Origin of the sequence: Halomonas hibernica (assembly GCF_013183775.1) — a bacterium.
Lineage (GTDB): Bacteria > Pseudomonadota > Gammaproteobacteria > Pseudomonadales > Halomonadaceae > Vreelandella > Vreelandella citrativorans.
Genome location: NZ_VIFN01000004.1, coordinates 276,577 through 299,318, shown reverse-complemented (window position 1 = coordinate 299,318; position 22,742 = coordinate 276,577). Strand labels below are relative to the sequence as shown.

Annotated in this window: 16 protein-coding genes and 1 tRNA gene; 7 read left to right on the top strand and 10 right to left on the bottom strand. The window is 51.4% G+C overall.

The genetic code is table 11. The features are described 5' to 3' along the window. Window positions 1-345: 345 nt before the first annotated feature. The 4 genes from FKN99_RS18125 to FKN99_RS09015 all read left to right on the top strand — a co-directional run bounded on the left by FKN99_RS18125 (window position 346) and on the right by FKN99_RS09015 (window position 4,360). Window positions 346-831, top strand: coding sequence for a tripartite tricarboxylate transporter TctB family protein (locus FKN99_RS18125; RefSeq protein WP_172117552.1), 486 nt, complete (start codon window positions 346-348; stop codon window positions 829-831). Further along, window positions 825-2,327 carry a tripartite tricarboxylate transporter permease gene (locus FKN99_RS09025; RefSeq protein WP_172117551.1) on the top strand — a complete coding sequence of 501 codons (1,503 nt, stop codon included), beginning with the start codon at window positions 825-827 and terminating at the stop codon, window positions 2,325-2,327. The genes FKN99_RS18125 and FKN99_RS09025 overlap by 7 nt, the downstream gene beginning before the upstream one ends. Window positions 2,328-2,446: 119 nt before the next feature. Then, a complete protein-coding gene (locus FKN99_RS09020) occupies window positions 2,447-3,421 on the top strand; it encodes a tripartite tricarboxylate transporter substrate binding protein (protein ID WP_172117550.1) in 975 nt (324 codons plus the stop codon). Between the two features lie 39 nt (window positions 3,422-3,460). Then, window positions 3,461-4,360 (top strand): dihydrodipicolinate synthase family protein, encoded by a 900-nt coding sequence (locus FKN99_RS09015; RefSeq protein WP_172117549.1) that lies wholly within the window; start codon window positions 3,461-3,463, stop codon window positions 4,358-4,360. Between the two features lie 448 nt (window positions 4,361-4,808). On the opposite strand, the gene FKN99_RS09010 is transcribed toward FKN99_RS09015, so the two are convergent. From FKN99_RS09010 to FKN99_RS08990, 5 genes are all read right to left on the bottom strand, one after another. Then, window positions 4,809-6,008 carry a GIY-YIG nuclease family protein gene (locus tag FKN99_RS09010; protein ID WP_172117548.1) on the bottom strand — a complete coding sequence of 400 codons (1,200 nt, stop codon included), beginning with the start codon at window positions 6,006-6,008 and terminating at the stop codon, window positions 4,809-4,811. Beyond that, on the bottom strand, window positions 6,001-8,064 hold the full coding sequence (locus FKN99_RS09005; protein ID WP_172117547.1) for a DEAD/DEAH box helicase: 2,064 nt from the start codon (window positions 8,062-8,064) through the stop codon (window positions 6,001-6,003). The genes FKN99_RS09010 and FKN99_RS09005 overlap by 8 nt, the downstream gene beginning before the upstream one ends. A gap of 373 nt (window positions 8,065-8,437) precedes the next feature. Continuing rightward, window positions 8,438-9,202 carry a hypothetical protein gene (locus FKN99_RS09000; protein ID WP_172117546.1) on the bottom strand — a complete coding sequence of 255 codons (765 nt, stop codon included), beginning with the start codon at window positions 9,200-9,202 and terminating at the stop codon, window positions 8,438-8,440. Further along, complete coding sequence (locus FKN99_RS08995; protein WP_172117545.1) at window positions 9,199-11,982, bottom strand: class I SAM-dependent DNA methyltransferase; 2,784 nt, start codon at window positions 11,980-11,982, stop codon at window positions 9,199-9,201. Before FKN99_RS08995 ends, FKN99_RS09000 begins: the two co-directional genes overlap by 4 nt. Before the next feature lie 292 nt (window positions 11,983-12,274). Further along, window positions 12,275-12,351 (bottom strand) — tRNA-Ile (locus tag FKN99_RS08990). Window positions 12,352-12,479: 128 nt separating this feature from the next. Between FKN99_RS08990 and FKN99_RS08985 the strand changes: the two genes are divergently transcribed. Then, window positions 12,480-13,055, top strand: coding sequence for a hypothetical protein (locus FKN99_RS08985; protein WP_253927004.1), 576 nt, complete (start codon window positions 12,480-12,482; stop codon window positions 13,053-13,055). A gap of 20 nt (window positions 13,056-13,075) precedes the next feature. On the opposite strand, the gene FKN99_RS08980 is transcribed toward FKN99_RS08985, so the two are convergent. The 4 genes from FKN99_RS08980 to FKN99_RS08965 are packed head-to-tail and all read right to left on the bottom strand — an operon-like array spanning window position 13,076 to window position 17,014. Next, window positions 13,076-13,885 carry an ABC transporter ATP-binding protein gene (locus FKN99_RS08980; protein WP_172117543.1) on the bottom strand — a complete coding sequence of 270 codons (810 nt, stop codon included), beginning with the start codon at window positions 13,883-13,885 and terminating at the stop codon, window positions 13,076-13,078. Then, the gene (locus tag FKN99_RS08975; protein WP_172117542.1) at window positions 13,882-15,030 is read right to left on the bottom strand and encodes a FecCD family ABC transporter permease; all 1,149 of its coding nucleotides are present in this window, start codon (window positions 15,028-15,030) and stop codon (window positions 13,882-13,884) included. Before FKN99_RS08975 ends, FKN99_RS08980 begins: the two co-directional genes overlap by 4 nt. Window positions 15,031-15,037: 7 nt before the next feature. Continuing rightward, window positions 15,038-16,051, bottom strand: coding sequence for a FecCD family ABC transporter permease (locus tag FKN99_RS08970; protein ID WP_172117541.1), 1,014 nt, complete (start codon window positions 16,049-16,051; stop codon window positions 15,038-15,040). 39 nt (window positions 16,052-16,090) lie between these two features. Beyond that, on the bottom strand, window positions 16,091-17,014 hold the full coding sequence (locus FKN99_RS08965; RefSeq protein WP_172117540.1) for an ABC transporter substrate-binding protein: 924 nt from the start codon (window positions 17,012-17,014) through the stop codon (window positions 16,091-16,093). A gap of 274 nt (window positions 17,015-17,288) precedes the next feature. Between FKN99_RS08965 and FKN99_RS08960 the strand changes: the two genes are divergently transcribed. After that, the gene (locus FKN99_RS08960) at window positions 17,289-19,499 is read left to right on the top strand and encodes a TonB-dependent receptor domain-containing protein (RefSeq protein WP_172117539.1); all 2,211 of its coding nucleotides are present in this window, start codon (window positions 17,289-17,291) and stop codon (window positions 19,497-19,499) included. 151 nt (window positions 19,500-19,650) lie between these two features. Here FKN99_RS08960 and FKN99_RS08955 read toward each other — a convergent pair whose 3' ends face one another. Further along, window positions 19,651-21,609, bottom strand: a complete 1,959-nt coding sequence (locus FKN99_RS08955) for a ligand-gated channel protein (RefSeq protein ID WP_172117538.1) — start codon at window positions 21,607-21,609, stop codon at window positions 19,651-19,653. A gap of 183 nt (window positions 21,610-21,792) precedes the next feature. On the opposite strand from FKN99_RS08955, the gene FKN99_RS08950 reads away from it, so the two are divergent. Continuing rightward, window positions 21,793-22,707 (top strand): LysR family transcriptional regulator, encoded by a 915-nt coding sequence (locus FKN99_RS08950; RefSeq protein WP_172117537.1) that lies wholly within the window; start codon window positions 21,793-21,795, stop codon window positions 22,705-22,707. The last annotated feature ends 35 nt before the right edge of the window (window positions 22,708-22,742 follow it).

Here is a 22,742-nt window from a genome sequence, read left to right as displayed (position 1 = left end):
ACCTAAGTAGCAAAACACTCCGAAAATTTTCTAATACTCTCAGGAAGTGATGTCTACTTTATCATCGTAATAAGTTAATAAATTCATAAGCTTATTAAGTAATAGGTTAATTACTATATAACTTATTTTTGCAATAAAGTTTAAAGCCTTAGATATATATTAGTAAGATACTATATATATCTAAGCTGACTCACCAGCACATACATAATCCGCAATTCGGATTGACAAGCAGATTTAAAGTGTTAGCGTTCCATAATAAGAAGAATAAATTGCACGCGCCTAAGCGTGCCCAGTAAGGTGTATAACCTTTACTGGTTCACCCGCGTTAGAGGAAAAGAGCGAACCATGCGTATACATAACATGGCCATGGGCCCCATCATCGTAGTTTGTGGGATCGGGATATGCCTATGGTCCTTTTCTTTACCTTCGCCGACTCACCTTCAGTTTGGCCCCGCGACTTTTCCTCAGTTAATGGGGGCCGGTTTAGCATTGTCTGGGCTCGCTGTAGGGGTTAATGGCTGGATTCATAGAACCGATGGGCCTTTATTTCGTATGCCCGAATGGGCTTTTCAGCGAGGTCCGGCAATTCGCTTCGTTGCTATCTTGCTAGCTATTCTCATCTACCGTCTCATTTCCCCCTCACTCGGCTTTTTCCTAACGGCCGTCGGGTTGTTATTTGCTTTAATGACTATTAACGGCATACGCCCTCGAAGAGCTGCATTGGCCGCTCTGATCCTGTCCATACTCATAAATATTGTATTTGCTTCCTTGCTACATGTTCCCCTGCCTTGGGGGCCATTCAGCTCAATATCGGGATATCTAATATGGTAGATCTCAATATTATTATTTCACAGTTATCTGACGGTTATCTGCTAACCGTCATTTTCGCCTCTGCCGCATACGGGCTATTGATCGGTGCTATTCCAGGGTTAACCGCTCTGCTCGCGAGTGCGCTGCTTGTACCATTCATCATTTTCATGGATCCCCTCCCTGCTGTTGCCTCAATTATCACAGCTTCAGCCATGGCTATTTTTGCAGGGGATATTCCTGGTGCGTTGCTACGTATGCCAGGCACTCCAGCCTCGGCTGCATATACGGATGACGCACATGGCATGGTAAGTCGGGGCAAAGTGGGTATTGCGCTCGGAGCAGGCTTAATCGCCTCTTCTCTAGGCGGGCTTTTGAGTGCGATTATTTTGACATTAGCTGCACCGTCACTTGCCAAGATAGCGCTTGCTTTTAGTTCGGTAGAGTACTTTTGGCTTGGGGTGCTCGGCTTGAGCTGCGCCACTTTCGTGGCTGGTAACGCCCTATCTAAAGGATTAGTTTCCTTATTTTTAGGTCTGTCGTTAGCAACTGTTGGTATGGATCCGGTCACTGGGATTCCGCGCTTTACTTTAGGCTCGGCCAATCTTCTCAGTGGCTTTGGACTAATCCCGGTATTGATTGGGCTTTTTGCTATCTCTGAACTTCTGCGTGGATCAGTGCTTTCCATGAATCGCCCAAGCTCGCCACAGGCCAGAGGGCCAATTTTCTTGCCAAGCTTAGTAAGCCTTTGGCGCCATAAAATAGGTGTAGCCCGGGGAGGCGTGATCGGCACCTTGGTCGGTGCATTGCCTGGGGCTGGGTCAGATATTGCCGCCTGGGTATCCTACGCAGTGGCACGACGGGGTACGCGAGCTGGTCAGCGTGAAGATGACACTGGAGCTACAGAGCGACTTATGTCTGCTAGCGCTGCCAACAATGCAAGTCTCGGTGGGGCATATATACCAGCAACTGTCTTCGGCATCCCAGGGGATGCAATAACAGCCATAGTGATTTCCGTAATGTTTATTAAAGGAATCAACCCCGGTCCGACACTATTTTTGAATAATCCCGACGTGATCTATACGATTTTTGCGATATTTTTTCTTGCAAACATAGTAATGATTCCACTTGGCATCCTATGCATGCGCGGATTCGGTCTAGTCTTGAGGCTTCCTCAGGCAGCTATCTCACCAATAGTACTTCTGTTCTGTATTCTCGGCGCTTTTTCGGTAGAGAACACACTCTTTTCTATTGGGGTAGTTGCCGTCTTTGGCCTGCTTGGTTACCTAATGGAGGAGAATGGTTTTCCTTTGGCTCCTGCTATTTTAGGGCTAATCCTTGGGCCGATGATAGAGGAAACTTTTATGGTTACTCTTCTAAAGAGTCAGGGCGATCTTTCCATATTCTTTGACCGACAGGTAGGAGCAGTATTGGGCGTAATAACCATCTTGGCATGGCTGCTGGCGATCGGGCTTCAGCTACGGGGTCAGAAGACCACAAAAACATCAGCTCCAAAATAAATCCGTATTGTGGAATATATTTAAAAAATTAACGAAACTTCCACATTTTCTATTGATATCCCACATACTGGGATATAACATCAATAAGCAAAATAAATTCTCAATATTTGGACGCTACAATGAAAAACAAAATCATCATCCCAATATTAGCAAGTATTTTAGGTGGAGCGGCCGCTTCGGCTGCTCAAGCCAATCAAGCGGAAGAATGGCCTGCTAAACCGGTACAAATGATTGTTATCGCCGGTTCTGGCGGTGGGTCGGATATAACTTTCCGTTTGCTAGCGCGAGAAATGGAGGAAGGACTCAGTCAGCCTATCAGTGTGATAAACCAAGCACAGGGTGGTGGTGTTGTAGGCATGACTACGTATGTAAATGCGGAGCCTGACGGCTACACGCTGGGCCAGCTTTCACCTTTTGCTCAATATAAATTGCTGGGACAGGCGGATTTTACTTCTGACAGTTTTACACCGATTGCAATGGTGAATATGGATCCTGCCGCAATGACTGTAGCTAAGGACTCTGAATTAACTGATCTCTCCACCATTATCCAGATCCTAAAAAGCAATCCATCCAGCCTGACAATTTCATGTGGTGGTACTTGTAACGCGAGCTGGGATATCCCTTTCGTATCCTTGATGCTCGACGAAGGTGTAGATGTTACGGAGCTTAATCTGATACCAGCCAAAGGATCTGCTGCTGCTCTCCAAGAGCTGGCATCGGGAGGCATGGATATCGTCCTTTCTTCGCTACCTGAAACGGATTCTCTTCGTGATGCAGGCATGGTCGAAAATGTAGCGGTTTTCTCAGACAGCCGACTGGATCGTTATCCCAACATACCTACTGTCGAAGAAATAACTGGACAGGAAGTAACCGGTGGAACTTGGCGTGCTATAGGAGGCCCAGCCGGCATGGACGATACTCTTGTATCGAAGATCGAAGATAAAGTGAAGATAGCTTTCGAATCCGATGGATTTCAAAACAGTATGGCTGATAGCGGATTCGGTGCAGTTTGGATGGATGCAGAGCAGCTCTCTCAGTTTATTCGTCAACATGAAACCCAAACCCAACGCGTGCTGAACGAGCTCAGCAATTAAGACAGCGCATATATAAAAAGATCTAACAAGGAGATTAAAGTGAAACATGACTTAAAAGGCATCATTCCACCGCTAGTCAGCCCATTCCGCGACGATGAGACACTTGATGAAGAAGCGCTACGCGAGAACATCAGGTTCATGATGTCACGAGGAGTCCATGGGATTTGCCTAGGCGGTAGCACAGGCGAGGGGCATACGTTGTCAGTCGAGGAGCTCGCCCGCTCCATCGAAATTGCCTGTGAAGAGACTGATGGGGCTATCCCAGTCGTTGCAGGCATTATTGCTAATAGTACGCGTGATGCCATTACTGCGGCCAAGGCAGTCAGCGCTTTTGATGTGGCTGCGCTGCAAATCACACCTGTACACTATGTTTTCAAGCCAGACGATGACGCGACCTACGCCCATTTTGAACGGCTCACGCGTGAGACCGATATCCCAATCGTGATTTATAACGTGGTGCCGTGGAATTATTTATCACCAAAGCTACTGGTTCGTCTCATGGAAGGCCTACCCGGCATTATGGGTGTTAAGCAGAGCGCTGGCGATTTAAAGCTCATGGCCGACTTGATGATAACCGTTCCAGAGGGTCGAAAAGTGTTTACCGCAGTGGACGCACTTCTCTATCCATCTTTCGCCATTGGCGCCCATGGGACCATTGCCGCTAATCCAGCAGCAGTTCCTGGGGTCTGTGTGTCATTGTGGGATGCTGTCCAAGCTGGCAATCACACTCTTGCAAAAGAAATTCATGCCGCGCTGCTGCGGTTTTGGAATACTATCTACGCCGACAACCTCCCGGCGAACGTAAAATATGCCTTGGCAAAACAGGGCGTAGCCACAGGCATTCCTCGTATGCCAATGCCAACTACTTCACCAGCTCAGGCTGAAGCAATCGATCGGGAGCTAGCCAACGTGCTTAAATTTGAAAACCTTAAGGTTTAAGAAAAGAGCAACAACAATTAACTAGTTTTGCAATAAGTTAAGTCGAATGGCCGGGCAATATTATTTACTCGGCCATTATTTTAACTGAAATTATTCTGTGTTCGCCGTCAAGGATAAAAGCACTAAAAAACATGCTTCGTGTTGACGAATTTTCATTACGTTTATAAGTTTTTGCAGCAATCACTTTTAAAAGTTTTGCTGGCAGTAGCCGTGAAGACTGATAAATAAACTGAACATATAAATAGCTCTTCAAATGCGCCATCTTGGTCAAAAAAGTATCATTTCATCGACACTAATAAATTGTCCACACATGCCCTATCCCTGCATTTTACATGCTTGCAAGAGCCTATTCAGGCAGGGGCCAATTGGATGGCTGCAGCTCTGTCAGTTATCGCTTACGAAGACTATTTATCAACAGCAGCCTCGATGTTCGTTCTATTTTGTTAGGTTAGCTAATCAATTGTGCAGTTTCTGGCTCGTAAACCACACCCATAATCGACCCATCCCGAATCCGCTGCACCGCCTCATCAATCACATGCAACGGCACCAGAAACCACTCCCGCGGCTTAACCGGGTGCCCGAAGCGATCCTGAATAGTCAGCTCAAGCTGTGCGGGGGCGAAGATGCGGTGAAAAAGTGCTTCCAATTTGCGGCGGTTGATACCGGCCAGCTTGTAAGTAGCAACTACTTCAACATCGGCCAGTAGGTAGGTGGCATCATGAGCGGCGTTGGCGATGCGCGCTTCGACCTTGCCACCGGTTACGCCGATTTTGTGGATCAGCTCCCGATGCTCAGCCACAAACGGATGCTCTGACAGGCTGCGCAGCACGTAAATGGTGCCGCTTTCTATATCGTCCTCTTCCCAGGTTTCGCTGAAGCGCCTTTCATTGGGCTCATGTTCAGCAAACAGAGGCCCTGCATCTGGTTCGGTAATACGGCGGCTGGCTTCATCTTTGTAGAGCGCTCTTACTAACGATAGGCGCAGCAGATTGCTTTCCGTGCCGTTGGAGAAAATCACTTGCAGGCGGGCATCTTTCTTGCCTTGGGGTGAATCAAACTCCTCCCCCTCTTCGGCTACATAGGCCGTTTGCCCATCCACGATAAACCACTGCCCTACCTCGATGGTAGCGTTCTTACCGAATCGTCGCGTGGTTCTTAGCCCACTTTTCAGCTCGCTTTCTATTTGCTCAAACAGCGGCTGGTAGATTGTAAAGTCTTCGCATTTCTCTCTGTTGGCCACCTCTTCAGCAGCACGCTTCTCGGCACTTGAACGCACATGCTTTAGCTCGGTAAGCTCAGACGCCCCGGAAATCCCAGACAGCTCAGTCAGCAAGGCGTCATCGTCCATCGCCTCTGTCGCATTCACTTCGCTGACACGGTTGCCATCTAGCAAGCCTTGATGGTCAAGGGGCTCCACCAGGGTTCGGCACTCCTCCAGCGAACGAATGCGACCAAGACGCACGGCATAGAGCCGTTCAAAAATATCGTTGCCTTCACCATGCTGCGGGGCACGGCCATGCTGATCGACAAAGCGCTGAATCTCTTCAAAACCAGCGATGATGCGCTCTTCACGTGCCGAAAAGCCTTTCTTTTTCTCGGGTTGAGCTAACTCATCTAGCTCGGCGCGCAAGTCGTCCAGATCAGTCATAACGCCCCTCATCTTTAAAGCGCACGAATGCTGAAGCACCTTCGGCCATGCGTTTTTCCCAGGCATCTTGGGAACTGATGGAAGGCAAACGCCCTCGCTCTTTCTTGAATTTGACCGCTCTCATAGCAAGCTCTTTGGCTTCATCAGGTGTCAGGTTGGTACGTTTACCAGAGATGACGGCGGCTACTTGCTTCAAGCTGTCTTCACTCATGCTCTTGGCCAGAATCGCATAGGCCTCACTAAAGGGGTTGATACGATCAATCAAATCAATATCGAGCTCCCGCACATCCATTGCGTACTTTCGTACCCCTGCTATCAACGCTGTGTTCGGCTTTGGCTCATTGCTACCGACATCCACGACCTCACTACCCGCCAACAGTTGCTTGGCCTGCTGGGTGAGATTGAGCGCTGCGATGGCATGTTGGCGAACGGCTTCCTGGTCTTGCTCGTCCAGATTGGGATAGCGCTCTTTGATGATCTTGCCCATGCGTACCTGGGTGAGCTCTTCGGGCACCAGTTCTTCATCGAACAAGCCACGCTCAATGGTGGTCTTGTCCTGCACAAAACCGGTAATCACCTCATTCAGGTCTTCTTGGCAAATCCGGGTGGCTTCTTCGCTTTTGGGCTCTGCCAGCCCCTTAATTTCGATGTGATACTTGCCGGTTTCTTCGTTAACGCCCACATTGCATTTGCTATGGTCGTAGCCCTCGTCACCGTAGTCGAACCCCTCTTGCGGGCCGCTGGTAGGTTTTTTTGGCTTGAACTCAAAGCGTGGTGCCAGCACTTGTTCCATCAGCAGACTGGCAGCGATGGCTTTCAAGGTATCGTTAATGGCTTCGGTCACGGCCTGTTCAGCGGCATCCGGCTCGGCGATCAAATTCGTGAAGCGTGCCCGTGTTTTACCTGGTGCATCACGCGTAGCACGACCGATGATCTGCACAATCTCCGTTAAGCTGGAACGGTAGCCCACCGTCAACGCATGTTCACACCAAATCCAGTCAAACCCTTCTTTGGCCATGCCTAGGGCGATGATGATGTCCACATGGTCACGATTGTGCTTCTGCGCGGGGTCTTTCAGTGCGCTCGAAACTCGCTCACGCTTGGCTGCATCATCGTCCACCAAGTCAGCAATTTTTAGCAGCCGACCTTCCGGCGTCTTCACCTGTTGAAAACCGGTGGTCGGGTCAGCCCCCTGCCACTCGCCCAACGCTTCGATGATGTGCTCAACCTCGCGCACCTTATCCTTAGAGCTCTCGCGAGAGTTGACGTTGGGAATATGGAGAATGGTCTTCTCAGCCGGGTCGAGCACCTTGAGGATGTCGTCCGCGTAGGAGCCAGAATAGAAGTAGTAGCCGATATCCAGCTGCTTCAGGTACTCGTAACCGTTGAGTTGCTCGTAATAGGTGTAGGTCACCGTATCAAAGCGCGACTCATCCTGCGGGTCCAGCACCGCCTCGGTGTCTCCCCGGAAGTAGGAGCCGGTCATGGCGACGATATGCACCTTATCGCGGTTGATGAATCCGCCCAGATGAGCACCCAGCTTATTGTCGGGGTTCGCCGAAACGTGGTGGAACTCATCTACGGCGATTAAGCGGTCATCAAAGGCCGCTAACCCAAACTGATCAATCGCAAAACGGAACGTAGCATGGGTACACACCAACACCTTGTCGCTGCTTTCAAGAAAAGCGCCCAGAGATTTGACCTTGCCGCCATTGTCCGTGCCCGGCGCGTTGCACAGGTTCCATTTGGGTTCTACATGCCAGTCAGCCCAGAAGCCGTAGTTGCTTAGCGGCTCGTCATTGAAGCTGGCACCGATGGATTTTTCGGGCACCACAATAATGGCCTGTTTAAGCCCTTGGTTATGCAGCTTATCCAGCGCAATAAACATGAGCGCGCGGCTTTTTCCCGATGCAGGGGGCGACTTGATCAGCAGGTACTGCTCGCCTCGCCGCTCATAGGCGCGCTCTTGCATGGGCCGCATGCCAAGTTCATTGGACGTGGTAGAACTGCCATTGCTGGCATACGAGACGGAAACTGAGGGTACTCTCTTCGTCATAATGCGATACCTGTTAGGGCCGCGTTAGCCCTTCCTTGAAAACTTGCTTCTGCAACTGTCAAGCATTCCTTGATAGTTGATGAATATATAAATTATTGGTTATATTTAATATTTTATAAGAAGGCTCATAACGGCTCATAACGTTTGATATGGTAGTTCTTGCTGCCTGCGGCAGTTGTTAAGGAATCCTTGACAACTGCATTCTGCCGTAACTCTCCGTCTTCAAAAATATTTTTGGCGTGCAGGGAGACATTCTACTTGGTGGTCTGAAACAGCTCGGCAATTTCCAACTGGCTTAGCCAGATGCTGCCGCCTTCTACACGAAGGTAAAGTCGGGTTTAGCCGTCGTCGGAGGTGTGCAGGGTCAACTCGCTCATGCGCTGCCCTCCGTCTTGCAACTCTTGCCGCCATTATTAGCTATAACGCCAGCCATGCCACTCAGTACTTGATCAACAATTCGTCTGTTGTGATCAGGATGCATGTACATATCCACAGCAGCCCAAATCAAGCCAATGGACAAAGCTGTATTTCTGGCAATCTCGTACTCCAGATTAATAAAACCTGTGGGGCATCCATTCTCTGTCGCATAAATCAGATCGTTCCGTAGGCGCGCAACCCTCCTTGCTTCATTCGCCACGTCCTCAAGTAAGGGCGTATCGCCCAATAGGATACTATTAGCCTCATCATCTTCATCACCTATGCTGAATGAACTCAGATGCAAGGCGTCATAGTGATAGCCACCAACTGTTGGCACACGGTACGCCAGTGCTTCCTGTTTCGGGTGTATGGCGATTGAGACTTCTCCCTGCGCCAAAATAAGGCTCATTCGCTGCGCGAAAATTGAGACCAGTGCTTTAATTTTATGGTTATGCAAATTTACTTTTTTTGCATATTTATTATGTCCATGAACTTTAGCTGCGGCAATAAAAGCAGCAACAGCTTCTTCAGTGGCATGCATTGCACTGAAAGACGCAAGAATAGGCGACATATCGGAAGTATCATTCGACCAATGCAGGAATCTAACCGCGTTAATTGAAGAAAACTTTGCGCGGTCTTCCAGTTTATCTATTTTATTAATGATCCACTGAGATATCTCTTCCTTCAACATCTCTGAAGAAGATTTAAAGCCATTTCTCATGACGTAACTCCCGCCTTGCGCTTCTTGCCTTTGGCTGTCGCCGCCGCAGCAGCCATTTTGGTATACAGCTCAAACAGCTTTTCCAAGCGCTCCGTATCGTTCTTGAAGCGACGCCCGATGTAGATGCGCTCCAACACCTCATCATTGCGTTCATGGGCTTCACGCAGATTGTCGGGCATTTTTTCAGGGTCGTAGAGATCGGCGATGGTGGCAGGAAAGTGCGCCTCACGGGCCAGCAGGATATTTTCAGCGCTGCGGGTCAGATCAGCTTTGTTTTTTTCGGTTAGTTTCGGGACGGGAAAAGTGTTCCAGCCCATTGTATTTGAATAACGAATTCGTGTTTCTAGCTGTCCACAAACAGCTGAAATCCAAACAAAATGTAGCCGAGAGGCTATTAGTGCCATGTTCCAGAGCGAAGCGTCGTATAGAGCAAAGCATAGATTAGTGACAGTAGACTGATTGTCTATTAAACCTGCAGGTAGGTAAGCACGGTTTTCAGAGGATACGCAGGGCATTGCGATTGTCTGCCGTGTACCAATATTCATTTCGCGCATCTGGTGAGCACGTTTCGCCATTTCATTAGCGCTTTTATCTCGACTTCTCAGTCTCATATCGCGCACACCTTCAACACGCAGGCGGATCGGATCAATCTTCATTGCTTCTCGCAATTGATCGCCCTCAATCCATAGGCAATAGCGCTCCAATCCACGGATAAACTCTGCCGAGCCATAAATACGCCTGATGAATTGAGCATGCTGTTCAGAGCTCAGGCCTAAGGCTTCCATCTCGCCTCTGGAAAGAAGAAGGTGACCTCCATCGACAGGCTTATTTCCAAAGCTCATGTCAGCAATATCACTCAGAGGCTTAGATACCTTTTTAACGATGACATTGGGAGCATCGGTTAGATACGAATTGATATTTTTGGCCTGTTTCTCCACCGTCTCGCCAGTTCTCGCAAGAGAGAACAACTTTCTTACTAGGCCTGGATGGTTACTTATTGCAACAATAGCGACAGTTACACCAGCGTTGTGACTGGCAAGATTCGCCCACTTAAAACTAGTATGGGCAAAGGCAATCTCGTGTTTAGTCTCGAAAATTAGCGGCCAAAGAATTGGCACTTGTTGCCCTTGGCAAATTGAGTTGGTAGACACAAAGGCCGATACGGTAGGCGTTTTCAGCCCATAATCAGCAGCTTTCATAAACCAGCCCGCTACATAATCAAGCGACTTCCAACTTTTCGTGCGCCCATCAAAAATACGCTTTAGGTCTTCCTTTTGCTCTTTGCTTTGCCATGTGGACCCTAGATATGGCGGGTTTCCACAGATATAGGTTTCACCCACCTCATTCTCGAAATCGATTTGAGCCTGCTCCAGCGGGGTATCAAAAAGATCATCTGCGGTGAGCTTTACGCCTGTACTGTAGACATCCATCAATTGCAGCCAATCTAGCCGCAGGGCATTGCCACAGGTAATCCAGTTATCGGAGCTGAGGGGTAAAAACTCGGCCAGTGCCAGCTTCTTACCGCGATAATGCAAGTCGCACTGGTACTCGGCAATAATCAACGCGAGGCGAGCAACCTCGGCTGAGAAGTCGCGCAGCTCAATGCCACGAAAATTGGTCAGCGGTATATCGGTTGGCCGGTTTGGCTCTTTACGACGCTGGTTTACTTCAGCTTCAATTTCACGCATCTGCTTGTAGGCGATAACCAAGAAGTTACCTGAGCCGCAGGCGGGGTCAAACACACGGATTTTTGCCATGCGGTTGCGCAGATTTAGCAGCTTGCGGGCGCTGTCGCCTGCGTCTTCTAGCTTCTCGCGTAAATCGTCCAAAAATAAAGGGTTAAGCACTTTCAGAATGTTCGGCACGCTAGTGTAGTGCATGCCCAATGCACCACGCTCTTCGTCGTCGGCCACCGCTTGAATCATCGAACCGAAAATATCAGGGTTGATCTGTGTCCAATCCAGGCTACCAATGTGCAGTAGGTAGGAGCGCGCAATTTTACTAAAGCGCGGCACTTCGACACTGCCTGAAAACAAACCTCCGTTTACATAGGGGAATTTCCTTGCCGAACGGGGGATGTTCGCCGCAGCATGCTCTTCTTGCCGCGTGTTCATGGCACGGAAAATTTCGCTAATCACTTCATGGGTATTAGCAGAGTCTCTAGCGCTCATTTCTGAGACGGTGTCGGTAAAAAGGCCGCTACCGGCGAAGATGTCAGTGTCTTCGGCAAAAAAACAGAAGATCAGCCTAGCCATGAAGTGGTTCATTTCATGGCGTTGCTCTTCCGTGCCCCAACCAGGGTTATCTTTCAGAAGCTCAACATACAGCCGGTTCAGGCGGCTGGTAGCCCGAATATCAAACGAGCTTTCACGCACCTGCTTAACGGTGGTGATACCCGCCAGGGGCAAAAAGAAGCCAAAGTGATCAGGAAATTCTTCATATCTGCAGGCGACTGTCTCGCCGCTTTCCAGTTCTTCGGCCTCCAATACCTCACCATCGGTGGCGAGCACAAACTTGGCCTTGGCACGCGTGGTGGCCGGGCTCGCCTTCAAAGCAGCCAAGGTTTGGGTAACGGCACCAGCATTCGCCACAGCGATATGGATATTGTTCGTCTGCAATACCCCGCCAAGATCCGACTTATTGGACGTGCCCGAACGCAACCGCTTAATGGTGGTCGCCTTGTTTCCAAAAGCTTCCAGGAAGGCATAGGGAAACTCAGCCGGATCAAAGGGCTGTTGTGCTAAGTCAGAAATTGCGGATTCGATTTCTACTGCGTTCATGGGATGCCGTCTATTCAGTTCGCCATCTGGCGAGTGCTTATTTTTCACTGCCAAGCAGTTTGAGTATATCGCTGAGCATTTTTAACGGGCGATATAGCTCTGTGCGCTCAAAGCATATTAGGAAAAATAAATATTCATTGATTGATAGATATCATACACACCCAGAGGCACTGCTTCAGCGTCTACCATGTGTAAAAGAGATGCGAATAATAAATAGATAAAACAAGCGGCGGGGAGCCAAGGACCAAGGGACTCATAATCCCCTGCTTTGAAGAAGCAGATAACATAGAAATGGTGGGCCCAGTAGGACTTGAACCTACGACCAAGGGATTATGAGTCCCCTGCTCTGACCAACTGAGCTATAGGCCCGAAAAGCGTGCATATAATAGCGAATGTGGCGGGGCGAGGCTACCCCTACACACGTATCTTCGTGCGGGAATGGCACTTTTTACGGGATTGCAGGTCTTGAAGTGAAGTTCTTTATGCGGAGACGCGCCTTGAAAGCTTTGATTGCTCTTTTCCCGTTGCTGCTAACGGTGCCGGTTCAGGCCGATTGGCAGCTTGATCCTGGTGAGTCGCGTGTAGAGGCGGCGATTACTCAGCTCAACGGGGCGACACCTCAAACGCATCATCACCAGGTGCGTAATCTAGAAGGTGATATCTCGCCCGATGGCACGCTGCGCCTGCCGCTTAAGCTGAGCCAGACCGACCTGCTTTCGCGCTTTAATGATCTACCACCGTGGGTCGCTCTGCTGTCGAATACTCCGCTGGTCACGCTGGTTGGGCAGATGCCGCCGGAACGGCTGGATGCATTGGATATCAATGAGTCGCTGGTCGAGACCATTACCTTTCGTGTACAAAACGAAATGGTGAACCGGGAGGAGTCGGTGCCCTTGCGCTTTACCCGCGAAGGCTTGAATCAAGTGAGGGTGACTCACGCAGAGCCAATGACGCTGGATGGCAAGGCGTTAATGGCGAACACCACGGTCCGTACTCTGCTGTCCATGCTTGGCTATCAACAGATTGACGATAACGTGCCCATTACCCTGAATGCCTTGCTGATTAACCGCTAAGCCTTTAGCGAATAATCTTTTTAAGCGGGCTCAGTCGCCCGGCGCACATTAGCCAGTAACGGGCTACCGGTCGCCGGGTCAGAAAGTAACGTGCAGTCGACCTGATACAGCTTGCGCACCAGCTCTGGCGTGACCACATTCGCGGGCGCGCCCTGATCAACAATTTTCCCATCACACATGGCGATCAAGTGGTCCGCGTAGCGGCAAGCGCTGGCTAAATCATGCAGTACCATCACCACAGTGCGCCCATGCCCAGCCAAGTGACGCACCAGTTCAAACACCTCGATCTGGTGGCCTAAATCAAGCGCGGAAGTCGGCTCATCCAGCAGTAAAAGCGGCGTTTGTTGAGCGATGGTCATAGCGATCCACGCACGCTGGCGTTGCCCACCCGAAAGCGCATCAATGGGGCGATCCGCTAAATCCTCAAGCCCTGCCGCTAAAAGCGCGTGTTGTACCACCCGCTGGTCTTCGGCTGACCATTGCCGCAACCAACCCTGATGCGGCTGACGCCCAAAACGAATCAGTTCCGTTACCGTTAGCCCTTCTGGAGCGATAGCCTCCTGGGGCAGCAGCGCCAACTGCGTGGCGAGTTGGCGAGACGGTAAGCGTTGAATATCTTCACCGTTGAGCAACACGCTACCTTCATCGGGCTTATGCAAACGCGCCAGGCCCGCAAGTAATGTCGATTTACCACATCCGTTAGGTCCTACAATGGCCGTCACTCTGGCACTGGGCAGTGTCACGTCCAGGCCATCGATCACCCGCCGCGTGCCATAACCCATGCTTAGTGCGTGAGTGGCTAGTGTGGGCGGGGTTCGAAAATCGTTCATGCGTGACTCCGTTGCGGGCGCATCAAAATCCATAAAAGCCAAGGGCCGCCGATGATGGCGGTGACAATACCAACCGGCAGTTCGATTGGCGACAGTAGCGTTCGTCCCGCAAGGTCCGCTAACACCATCACCAGCGCACCTGCCAGCGTAGCCGCGACTACCGGCACATGGCGCGGAGTGGAAAGCGCACGAGCAATTTCAGGGCCGATTAGCCCCACCATGCCTACGGGCCCCGCCACCGCAACGGCCAAGGCCGTTAAAGCAACCGATAGCAGTAATATTTGGATACGGCGCACGGTGGTGTTGATGCCCAAACCGCTGGCCGTAGCGTCGGAAAACCGCAACACCGTGAGTGAGCGTGCCAGCACCAGCGCAGCAACAAAGCCCAGCACTAAGCCAATTCCCAGCAGTTGGATTGAGCCGCCGGAACGGGCATTGAGGGAACCGACAGTCCAAGGGTAAGCAGCATTGGCTGTATCGATAGCCACGCGCGCCAACATCAGTTGCGTGATAGCCCCAAAGATGGCTCCTACCCCAATCCCCGCAACGATAAACCGGTACCCTTGCGTGCCGCTGCCAGCTGCAAGCCCAAAGGTAATAACGGCAGCTGTGGCGGCACCGGTCAAGGCCATCGCAGAAGGCGCCAGCGATACGCTCATCCCCACAACGGAGGCCACCGCAAAGGCGGTGGCACCGTTATCAATACCAATAATACCGGGCGTGGCCAAGCGGTTACGTGCCAGCGTTTGCATTAAAATACCCGCCAGCGCAAAGGCGCCTCCGGTCAAACAGGCGGCTACAAGCCGCGGCAAGCGTAACTCCTGCACCATAAAACCGGTCATCATATCGCCCTGCCCAACCAGTGCTTGTACTACATCGCGCGGGTCCAGGGTGACGGTGCCAAGGCTAAGGTAGGTAATGCAGGCGAGCAGCAATGTGACCGCTAACCCACTGTTAACCCAAACGGCTCGCTGCTCAAGCAGAATACTGTAGCCATCGCCTCGGCGCTCGCCCCAGCGCCAGTAGCCCGTTGGCGGCTCTACCGGCTCTTCTTCATAACGCACCATGCCCATATCGGGTGTTCTCGCGACCACAGCCGTGGCGCCCTGTTTTTTGAATTCAGCTTTTAACCAGCGAGGCGTCATAACAAACTCACAACATGGGTAAACGGCGGGCGCGTACAACAGCAATAAGCACAGGCGCTCCGCACAATGCCGTAAGAACACCCAGCGGTAGTTCAGAGGGAGCGACCACCAAGCGGGAAATAACATCGGCCGAGACGACGATTAACGGGCCAATCGGTAAACAAAACCATAGAGTGCGTCGGATATCTGGCCCGGCAAACGCGCGAGCAACAAAAGGCACTACCAGCCCGACAAAAATAATAGGCCCGGCAATGGCCGTTGCGGCCCCGACCAAAAGCGCTACGCAAAGTACGACCAATGCACGAATCAGCTGAGGATGATGCCCCAGCCCCGATGCCATCCGCTCCCCGAGCGCTAATGCGGATAAAGGGCGCGCAATCAACACAACCAAAAGCGTGCAAAAGGCGATAGAAGGCAATACGGCTATTAAATCTTCCAGACGACGGCCCGCCAAACTGCCAATCACCCAGAAGCGCACTTCGTCAGCAGAGCGCTGGTCAAACAGCAGCAGTAGCGCGGTCATCGCCCCCAGCAACGCCGAGAAAGCAGCGCCGGCCAGCACCAGGCGCACTGGGTCATTACCCACGCCGCGCCAACGCGCTACGCCCAATACGCAGAGGCAGCCTATCAATGCACCCAACTGCGCGACGGAAATACGCAGGGTGGCCGCACTTGAACCCAGCACTAGCGCCAATGCAACAGCAAACGCCGCCCCCGCACTGACGCCCAGCAACCCCGGTTCCGCTAGCGGGTTACGCGCAACGGCTTGCAAGAGCGCACCCGAAACACCCAGCGCCATACCCACCGCAATGCCAATCAAGGTGCGTGGTGCACGCAGTTCCCATACCACAAAATGCGCGTCACTGTCTTCGCTACCCAACAGCATAGAGAGCGCTTGTAATGGCGAAACGCTGCCAGCCCCCACCAACAAACTAACGACGCTCACCGCCACTAGGGCGGTGAGCAGGCTTAACAGCAGCGTTCGTTGTTCAAAGCGCTGCGTTAGCGAACTTACTGACATGTTCGTTCCTTCACAGGCGTACCTTGATAGTAAGGACGCTTAAGGCAAGAGCGCTTGTTCGATATCGTTCAGGATGGCCTGGGCGGCCAGCGGCCCTGAAGCGCTGCTCCATACCTGGCCATTCACAGGCACAACGTGTTCTTGTTGCACAACATTCAAACGGGTGAAGGCATTACTCTGTTCGGCAGCCTCCAACGCTTGCTGGCCATCTTCATTTAGCGTGGCAAGAAATAGCCAGTCGCTGTCAATCAATGAGAGGTTTTCAAGGCTTAATACATCACTATGGGCACTGCCCTCACTGACCAGGCCTTCGTCTTCCACTATCAGCCCTGTCGAAGCAAGTACGCCAGTTGAAAACAGCTCAGAGGACATGACCATGGGGCCAGCAGGCATCCACCGCACCAGGTAAGCGGTGCCGCCGACATTGGCATCACTCAAACGTTCGTTAAGCTCTGCGGCACGCTGCTCTACCTTTTCAAGCGCTTCATCAATTTCTGCTTCTTTACCCAGCGCCTGACCAAACAGCTGCGTTTCTGCTTTCCAGCCGTCGCGAGAAAAACCGCGTGTTTTAGGAACGACCGTGGGGGCAATACGTGACAGCAACTGGTACTGCTCTTCAGCAAGCTGGGGCGCTGCAAGAATCAGGTCCGGTTGTAAACGAAGCACCGCTTCGATGTTGAGTTCACGGGTAACACCAACCATTTCCAGCGCGCTTACATCGGTGTGTTCACCAATATAAGCAGCGACATCGTTGCTGCCACGCGAAGCAATGGCGCCTATCGGGGTGACACCAGCGGCCAACGATGCGTCTAACGCGCCTTCATATAGCGTTACAACACGCTCCGGCGCATCAGGCACTTCAATTTCTCCAAAAGCAGTATCCAGCTCTCGGGCTTGCGCATTGGTAATCAAGCTACTCAATAGCACACCGGCCAAGCCAAGACGCAGTACCGAACGCAGCATAGTGAACCTCTATTCTTAGACCATTCGTTCGAATAGTAACGATTCTCAAAAACATTTGCATCTATATTAAATAGAACCCGGCGTTCCACTTTACGCAACACAAAGAAAACCACTTGTGTAATACCCCTGCCTCTAAACCGGGCCTCTCTACGTTTCGATTTTAGCAACGCATTGTTCCATGACATTGACTCGCGCATGGGAACTTTTCTTTTTAGAATCCCACCCTCATTTGATAATAAATATCATTACCAAACCATTAACCAAGGGGATTGCTATGCCACGCTTTACTCGTAATGCTTTAGCCAGCGCTGTTGCTCTTGGGCTGACCGCTGGCGCGGCCAATGCTCAGGAAAATACTCAGCTTAATAACATGGTGGTGACCGCTTCCGGGTATGAGCAAACGCTAAATAGTGCCCCTGCGAGTATCTCAGTGGTAACGCGGGAAGAGCTGGAGCAAAACCAGTTTTCCAACATTGCCGAGGCAATCAAGGATATTCCAGGCGTCGATATTCGCTCTGGAACCGGCAAAACAGGTGGCTTCAATATTTCCATCCGTGGCATGCCAAGTGCTTATACGCTGATCCTGATTGATGGACGCCGCCAAAACGCCTCGGGCAATGTCACACCCAATGGCTTTGGCGAGACCTCAACCAGCTTTATGCCGCCCCTTTCAGCGATTGAGCGTATTGAAGTTATCCGTGGCCCAATGTCCACTCTTTATGGGTCGGACGCCATGGGCGGGGTTATCAATATAATTACTCGTCGCGTTAGTACTGAATGGGCAGGCTCAGTAACGCTTGAGAACACCTTTCAGCAAGATCGTGATGCGGGCAACAACTCAGCAATTAATCTCTACACTTCAGGCCCACTGGTTGAAGATACGCTAGGCCTGCAGTTGCGTGGGCGCTTGTTTGACCGCGATAGCTCCGAGCGCATGGTAGAGGGCAGCGCAGGACGCGACCCTCGCCCAGTGGAAGCGCGCATCTACTCGATTGGCGGGCGCTTAAACCTAACGCCCGATGATACCAACGAATTTTGGCTGGATGCCGAACGCTCCCGCCAGGTGTACGACAACTCAGATTGTCGCTTGGGCAGTCTGGATGGCTTAAAGCGTGATGACTGCTCCACCCCCCAACCGGGTGAGTTTTTCGGCTACTCAGATGAGCTGCGCTTTAACCGCGACCAAATTGCCGTAGGGCATACCGGCCACTACGCCGCAGGCACCCTTGAGAGTAGCGTTACGCATAATTTTACGGAGACACTTGGGCGTACACTGCCTGCCGGAAACGCACCTGACTATGGCTATATAGCCCAAGGAGGCGAGCCACGTCTTCTGGAAAATCGTGACACTGTGGTCGACAGCAAATTCATTGCACCGCTGGATGACCACATGGTGACCGTAGGCGTTCAGTATATTGATGCTGAGCTTAAAGAAGGCACTGCAGGCAACGAGAAATTTTCTCAATCAAGCTGGTCATTTTTTGCCGAAGATGAGTGGCTGCTAACCGATGACTTAGCGCTAACCTTGGGCGGTCGCTATGAAAACCATGATGCGTTCGGTGGCCACTTTAGCCCGCGCGGTTACTTAGTGTGGAATACCACTGACCAGTTAACCCTTAAAGGGGGTATTAGCCAAGGGTACAAAACGCCCACGCTGAACCAGCTACACGATGGTGTTAACGGTTTTGGCAATCAAGGCCAATCCGTCAGTCTTGGCTCGCCAGACCTTGGACCCGAGAAAAGTACCAACTATGAAGTGGGTGCGATCTACGACAACCTTAGCGGCTTCTCTGCCGGGGCAACTGTCTTTTATACCCAGTTTCGCGACCGTATCGCTGATGGCGACAGCCTGCCCAACTGCCAGTATATTGACGGTAATGGCAATCAGCCTTACGCCAATGCCGCTAACTGCTTAAGCGTAGGGAATTTCACTCAGCAGGCTAGCTTTGACCAATCAATCAATATTGACCGCGCGGAAACTCGTGGTATTGAACTGACCAGCAGCTACCAAATTGCTCCTGCCTGGGCGATCAGCGGTGGCTATACCTACACTGACACCGAAATCACTTCCGGAGAGAATGAAGGTCAACCGCTTACCAATGCACCCAAGCATAAGTTGACCACTGATCTTAACTGGGCAATTAATGATCGCTGGAACACTACGCTTGAAGGGGAGTACTACTCTTCACGGGAGCGTTTTAGCGGTAATGTAACCGGCTCCTCCGCCGCACTTGTTGACCAATTAGGTAATAACCTGAACGGCTACACGCTGTTCAACCTGAAAAGCTCTTACCTATTCTCCGATAACGTTCGCCTCACGGGCGCCATTTACAACCTGTTCGACAAGGATTTCGCAGGTCACGACACCTACGAGTATGAAGGGGATACCTACATCGCCTATCACTACACTCAGACAGGTCGTTCCACCGACGGCGTCGCCTTGGATGGCCGTAATTTCTGGGTCTCAGCTACTTACGAGTTCTAATCGCTTCCTACTTGAACGGCTCTGCTTGCTGTTTCAATGCTCTCTTTACGCCTCGGCTTTGCCGGGGCTTTTTTATAGCGCTCTCTTTTATAACCGCTATAAAAAAAGCGACCACTTAAAAGTGGCCGCTTGGTTAATTGCTCTTGAAGAATTAAAAATCCACGCTCAAGCCTAACCACACCCGGCGGCCGTCTTCCACATAGCCATACTCATCGTAAGTAATCGTTTCATCCAGCAGGTTATAGATACCGGCATTAAGCTGCGTATTGGCATTCAGTTGATAGCCAAGACCTGTATCTACAAAGGTGTAAGAAGGCGCGATAGTGGAGCTTGAGGAAGGCCCGGTGACCGGCTGGCTCTCCTTACCCCGGTAGGTTGCTCTGGTCCACTGGCTTAACCGAGCAGACACCTGCCAATCAAGCGATGCTGAAATTTGATGGCGGGGCAGTTGCGTGAGCGGGCTACCGGCGTACTCACCACTCTTCTGTTCGGAGTCGGTGAATGTGTAGCTTCCGGTTAAATCAAGCGACTCATTAAGCGGTGCGGCCATGCTGATTTCCACCCCACGCGTTATCGCTTCATCAACGTTAATGCGGTACGTCGGGTCACTGCCAAAGTCGTTGGGGCCTGCATCACAAATTGAAACAGGGCATGCAATGCGGGTGATCTTGTCGTCAAAGTCGTTATGGAAAACCGTCAAGCTACCGTTAAATCCATTTTCATTTCCATAATAAAGCGCCAGTTCTTTGTTGAGCGAGGTTTCCGGCTTTAAATTCGGATTGCCATATACGTTGCCCCCGCGGCTAACCTGCCCCCAGCCGGGCGCCGTCTCACGAATATTGGGTGAGCGATACCCAGTAGATACGCCCCCTTTCAGTGTCCAATCCGGCGTCATATTCCAGACGCTGTAAAGTCGTGGGCTTATATGACTGCTGTATTTATCTGACTCATCAAGGCGTATACCGCCTGTTAGCGACCAGCTATCGGTCAACATCCATTCGTCTTCAACAAACACAGCCCACTGACGTTGATCAAGCGTAGTAAGGTCGGAAATCTGGTTGGTAGTGCCATCCTCCAGCTTCTCCTCCTCGTAACTGGCCCCCACCGTCACCATGTGCGTACCAAGCGGAATGACGCCACTGGTCTTGGCTGTCGTGTTGGTAATTTCGATATCTCGCGAGTCGTTGCGGCTATTTTCGCGCTGAACGAACGTTTCGCTGGTACCCCAATCAAAACGACCGCTATGGGTCACCGCCATATGCCGATTGGTAAATTTGTTGAGGCTGTCAGAGCAGCCGCCACGGCAACCTTCAGAAGGCGCAGAACGCCCCATCAACGCTTGGCGCTCTTGCTCAGTAATACCCGCCTCGGCGGTAACGTCGTGGTTGTCGCTGGCCGCCAAACTTAAACGCGCGGTCAGGCTCTGCAGGCTTTTATCCTCATAGCCATTGATGATGTTGTCTTCATCACGCTGGGAGGCTTGACCATAGAGTTGAAGCCCTAGCGTATCGCCCACCAGCGGCCCACTTAGGTAGAAGTTACCTTGACGGCTATCGCCTGAAGAACTGCTTTCCTGCAGCACGGTGTCGATCTGAAGGTTGCCATGCCATTGCTGGGCCACCTTGCGAGTGATCACGTTGATTACCCCACCAATAGCGTCTGATCCATATAGAGTCGACATGGGCCCGCGCACGATTTCAATACGTTCAATAGCTTGTAAGGGCGGCAGCCAATCCTGTTCGAAACCAGCGCTACCGTTCGGACGCGATTCTCGAGAATTCTGCGGACGACCATCTACCAAAACCAGCGTGTACTGGGCAGGCATACCGCGAATGGAAATGTCGTGGCCGTTATCACCCCCTCCGCCCCCGGTTACTGTTACCCCCGGTACATCGCGCAGCGCGTCCGTAATATTTTGGTAATGGCCTCGCTCCAACTGCTCGCGAGATAATACGCTAATGGAGGCGGGGGCGTCCTTTATCTGCTGTTCGAAGCCCGAAGCGGTCACCACCATATTGTTTAATGTCTCAGACTGCTGGGCCAGCGCGGTGCTTGTTGCCAACGAGGCAACCGTAGTTGCAAGTAGCGTTAGACGAAATGAGTTAGGCATGTTATTTCCATTGTCTAAAATAATTAAGCTGAATGGTAACTATTAGCATTATCATGTTACCTACAAAGTTCCACCATGGGACGGCACGGGGTGTTCGGTAATACGCAACCTAAATGCCAATTATTTTCATTCCACCCCAAAAGTGGCACAATAGACGCTTCTTAATTGACCTGTGGCGCGACCATGTATGACTTTGACGAACTGGCTGCTTTCGCGGATGTAATGGCGACCGGTAGCGTGACACGCAGTGCGCAAAAGCTGGGGTTAGCAAAATCAACACTGAGTCGTCGTATCAGCCAGTTGGAAGCACGGCTTAATCAGCCACTACTACGCCGCCAGGCCAATCGTTTAATTCCTACCGAGGCTGGCCTGCTCTTTCATACGTACTGTACTGAATTGCTCTCGATGGCAAGCCACAGCCAGGAAGCCTTGGCCGAGCTGCGCGAAGAAATTAGTGGCAAAGTCACGCTGGAAATCCATGGGGCCTTGGCGAGAAGCTGGATGGCCCCTGTGGTCAATGCCTTTTTAAACAGTTACCCAAAAGTAGAGCTAGAGCTTCGAACCCGCGAAACACCGCCCACCAAAATGCATAGCAATAGCGTGCATGTATGGCTGGGCTTTACCAATGAATGCGGGCTTAACCAGGAGTGTCTGGGCCATTTAACCCGCGGGTTATATGCCAGCCCACGCTATCTGGCCGAAAACGGGTCACCAACCCATCCTGATGAGTTACCCCAGTACGCCTGGATCGACTTGCTCAACACGGCATCCAACGGACTAACGCTCCATCACGCCAGGTACGGTGATTATCTTTTCGACCCGCCACGCTCGCGCCTGCGCGTCGATTTGACCGCGCTGCATATCGACGCCATTGCGGGTCATCAAGGGATAGGTCTACTGCCCCACTGGTTAGTTAAACGGCGTGAAGAACATCACCCTGGCGAGCTGATCCCTTGCCTGGTGGGCTGGGAGCCTACGCCGCTGCCCATTAATTTACTTTACGCTTACGGCCACCAACCTCGGCGAACCAACGCGTTGCTTGATTTTTTGCGCCAGCACGTTCCCGTGCAGTGGCAACGTTCAGCCGTAAACGCTTAACGAATTTTGCGTATTCGCCTTGCCTATTAGCAGGC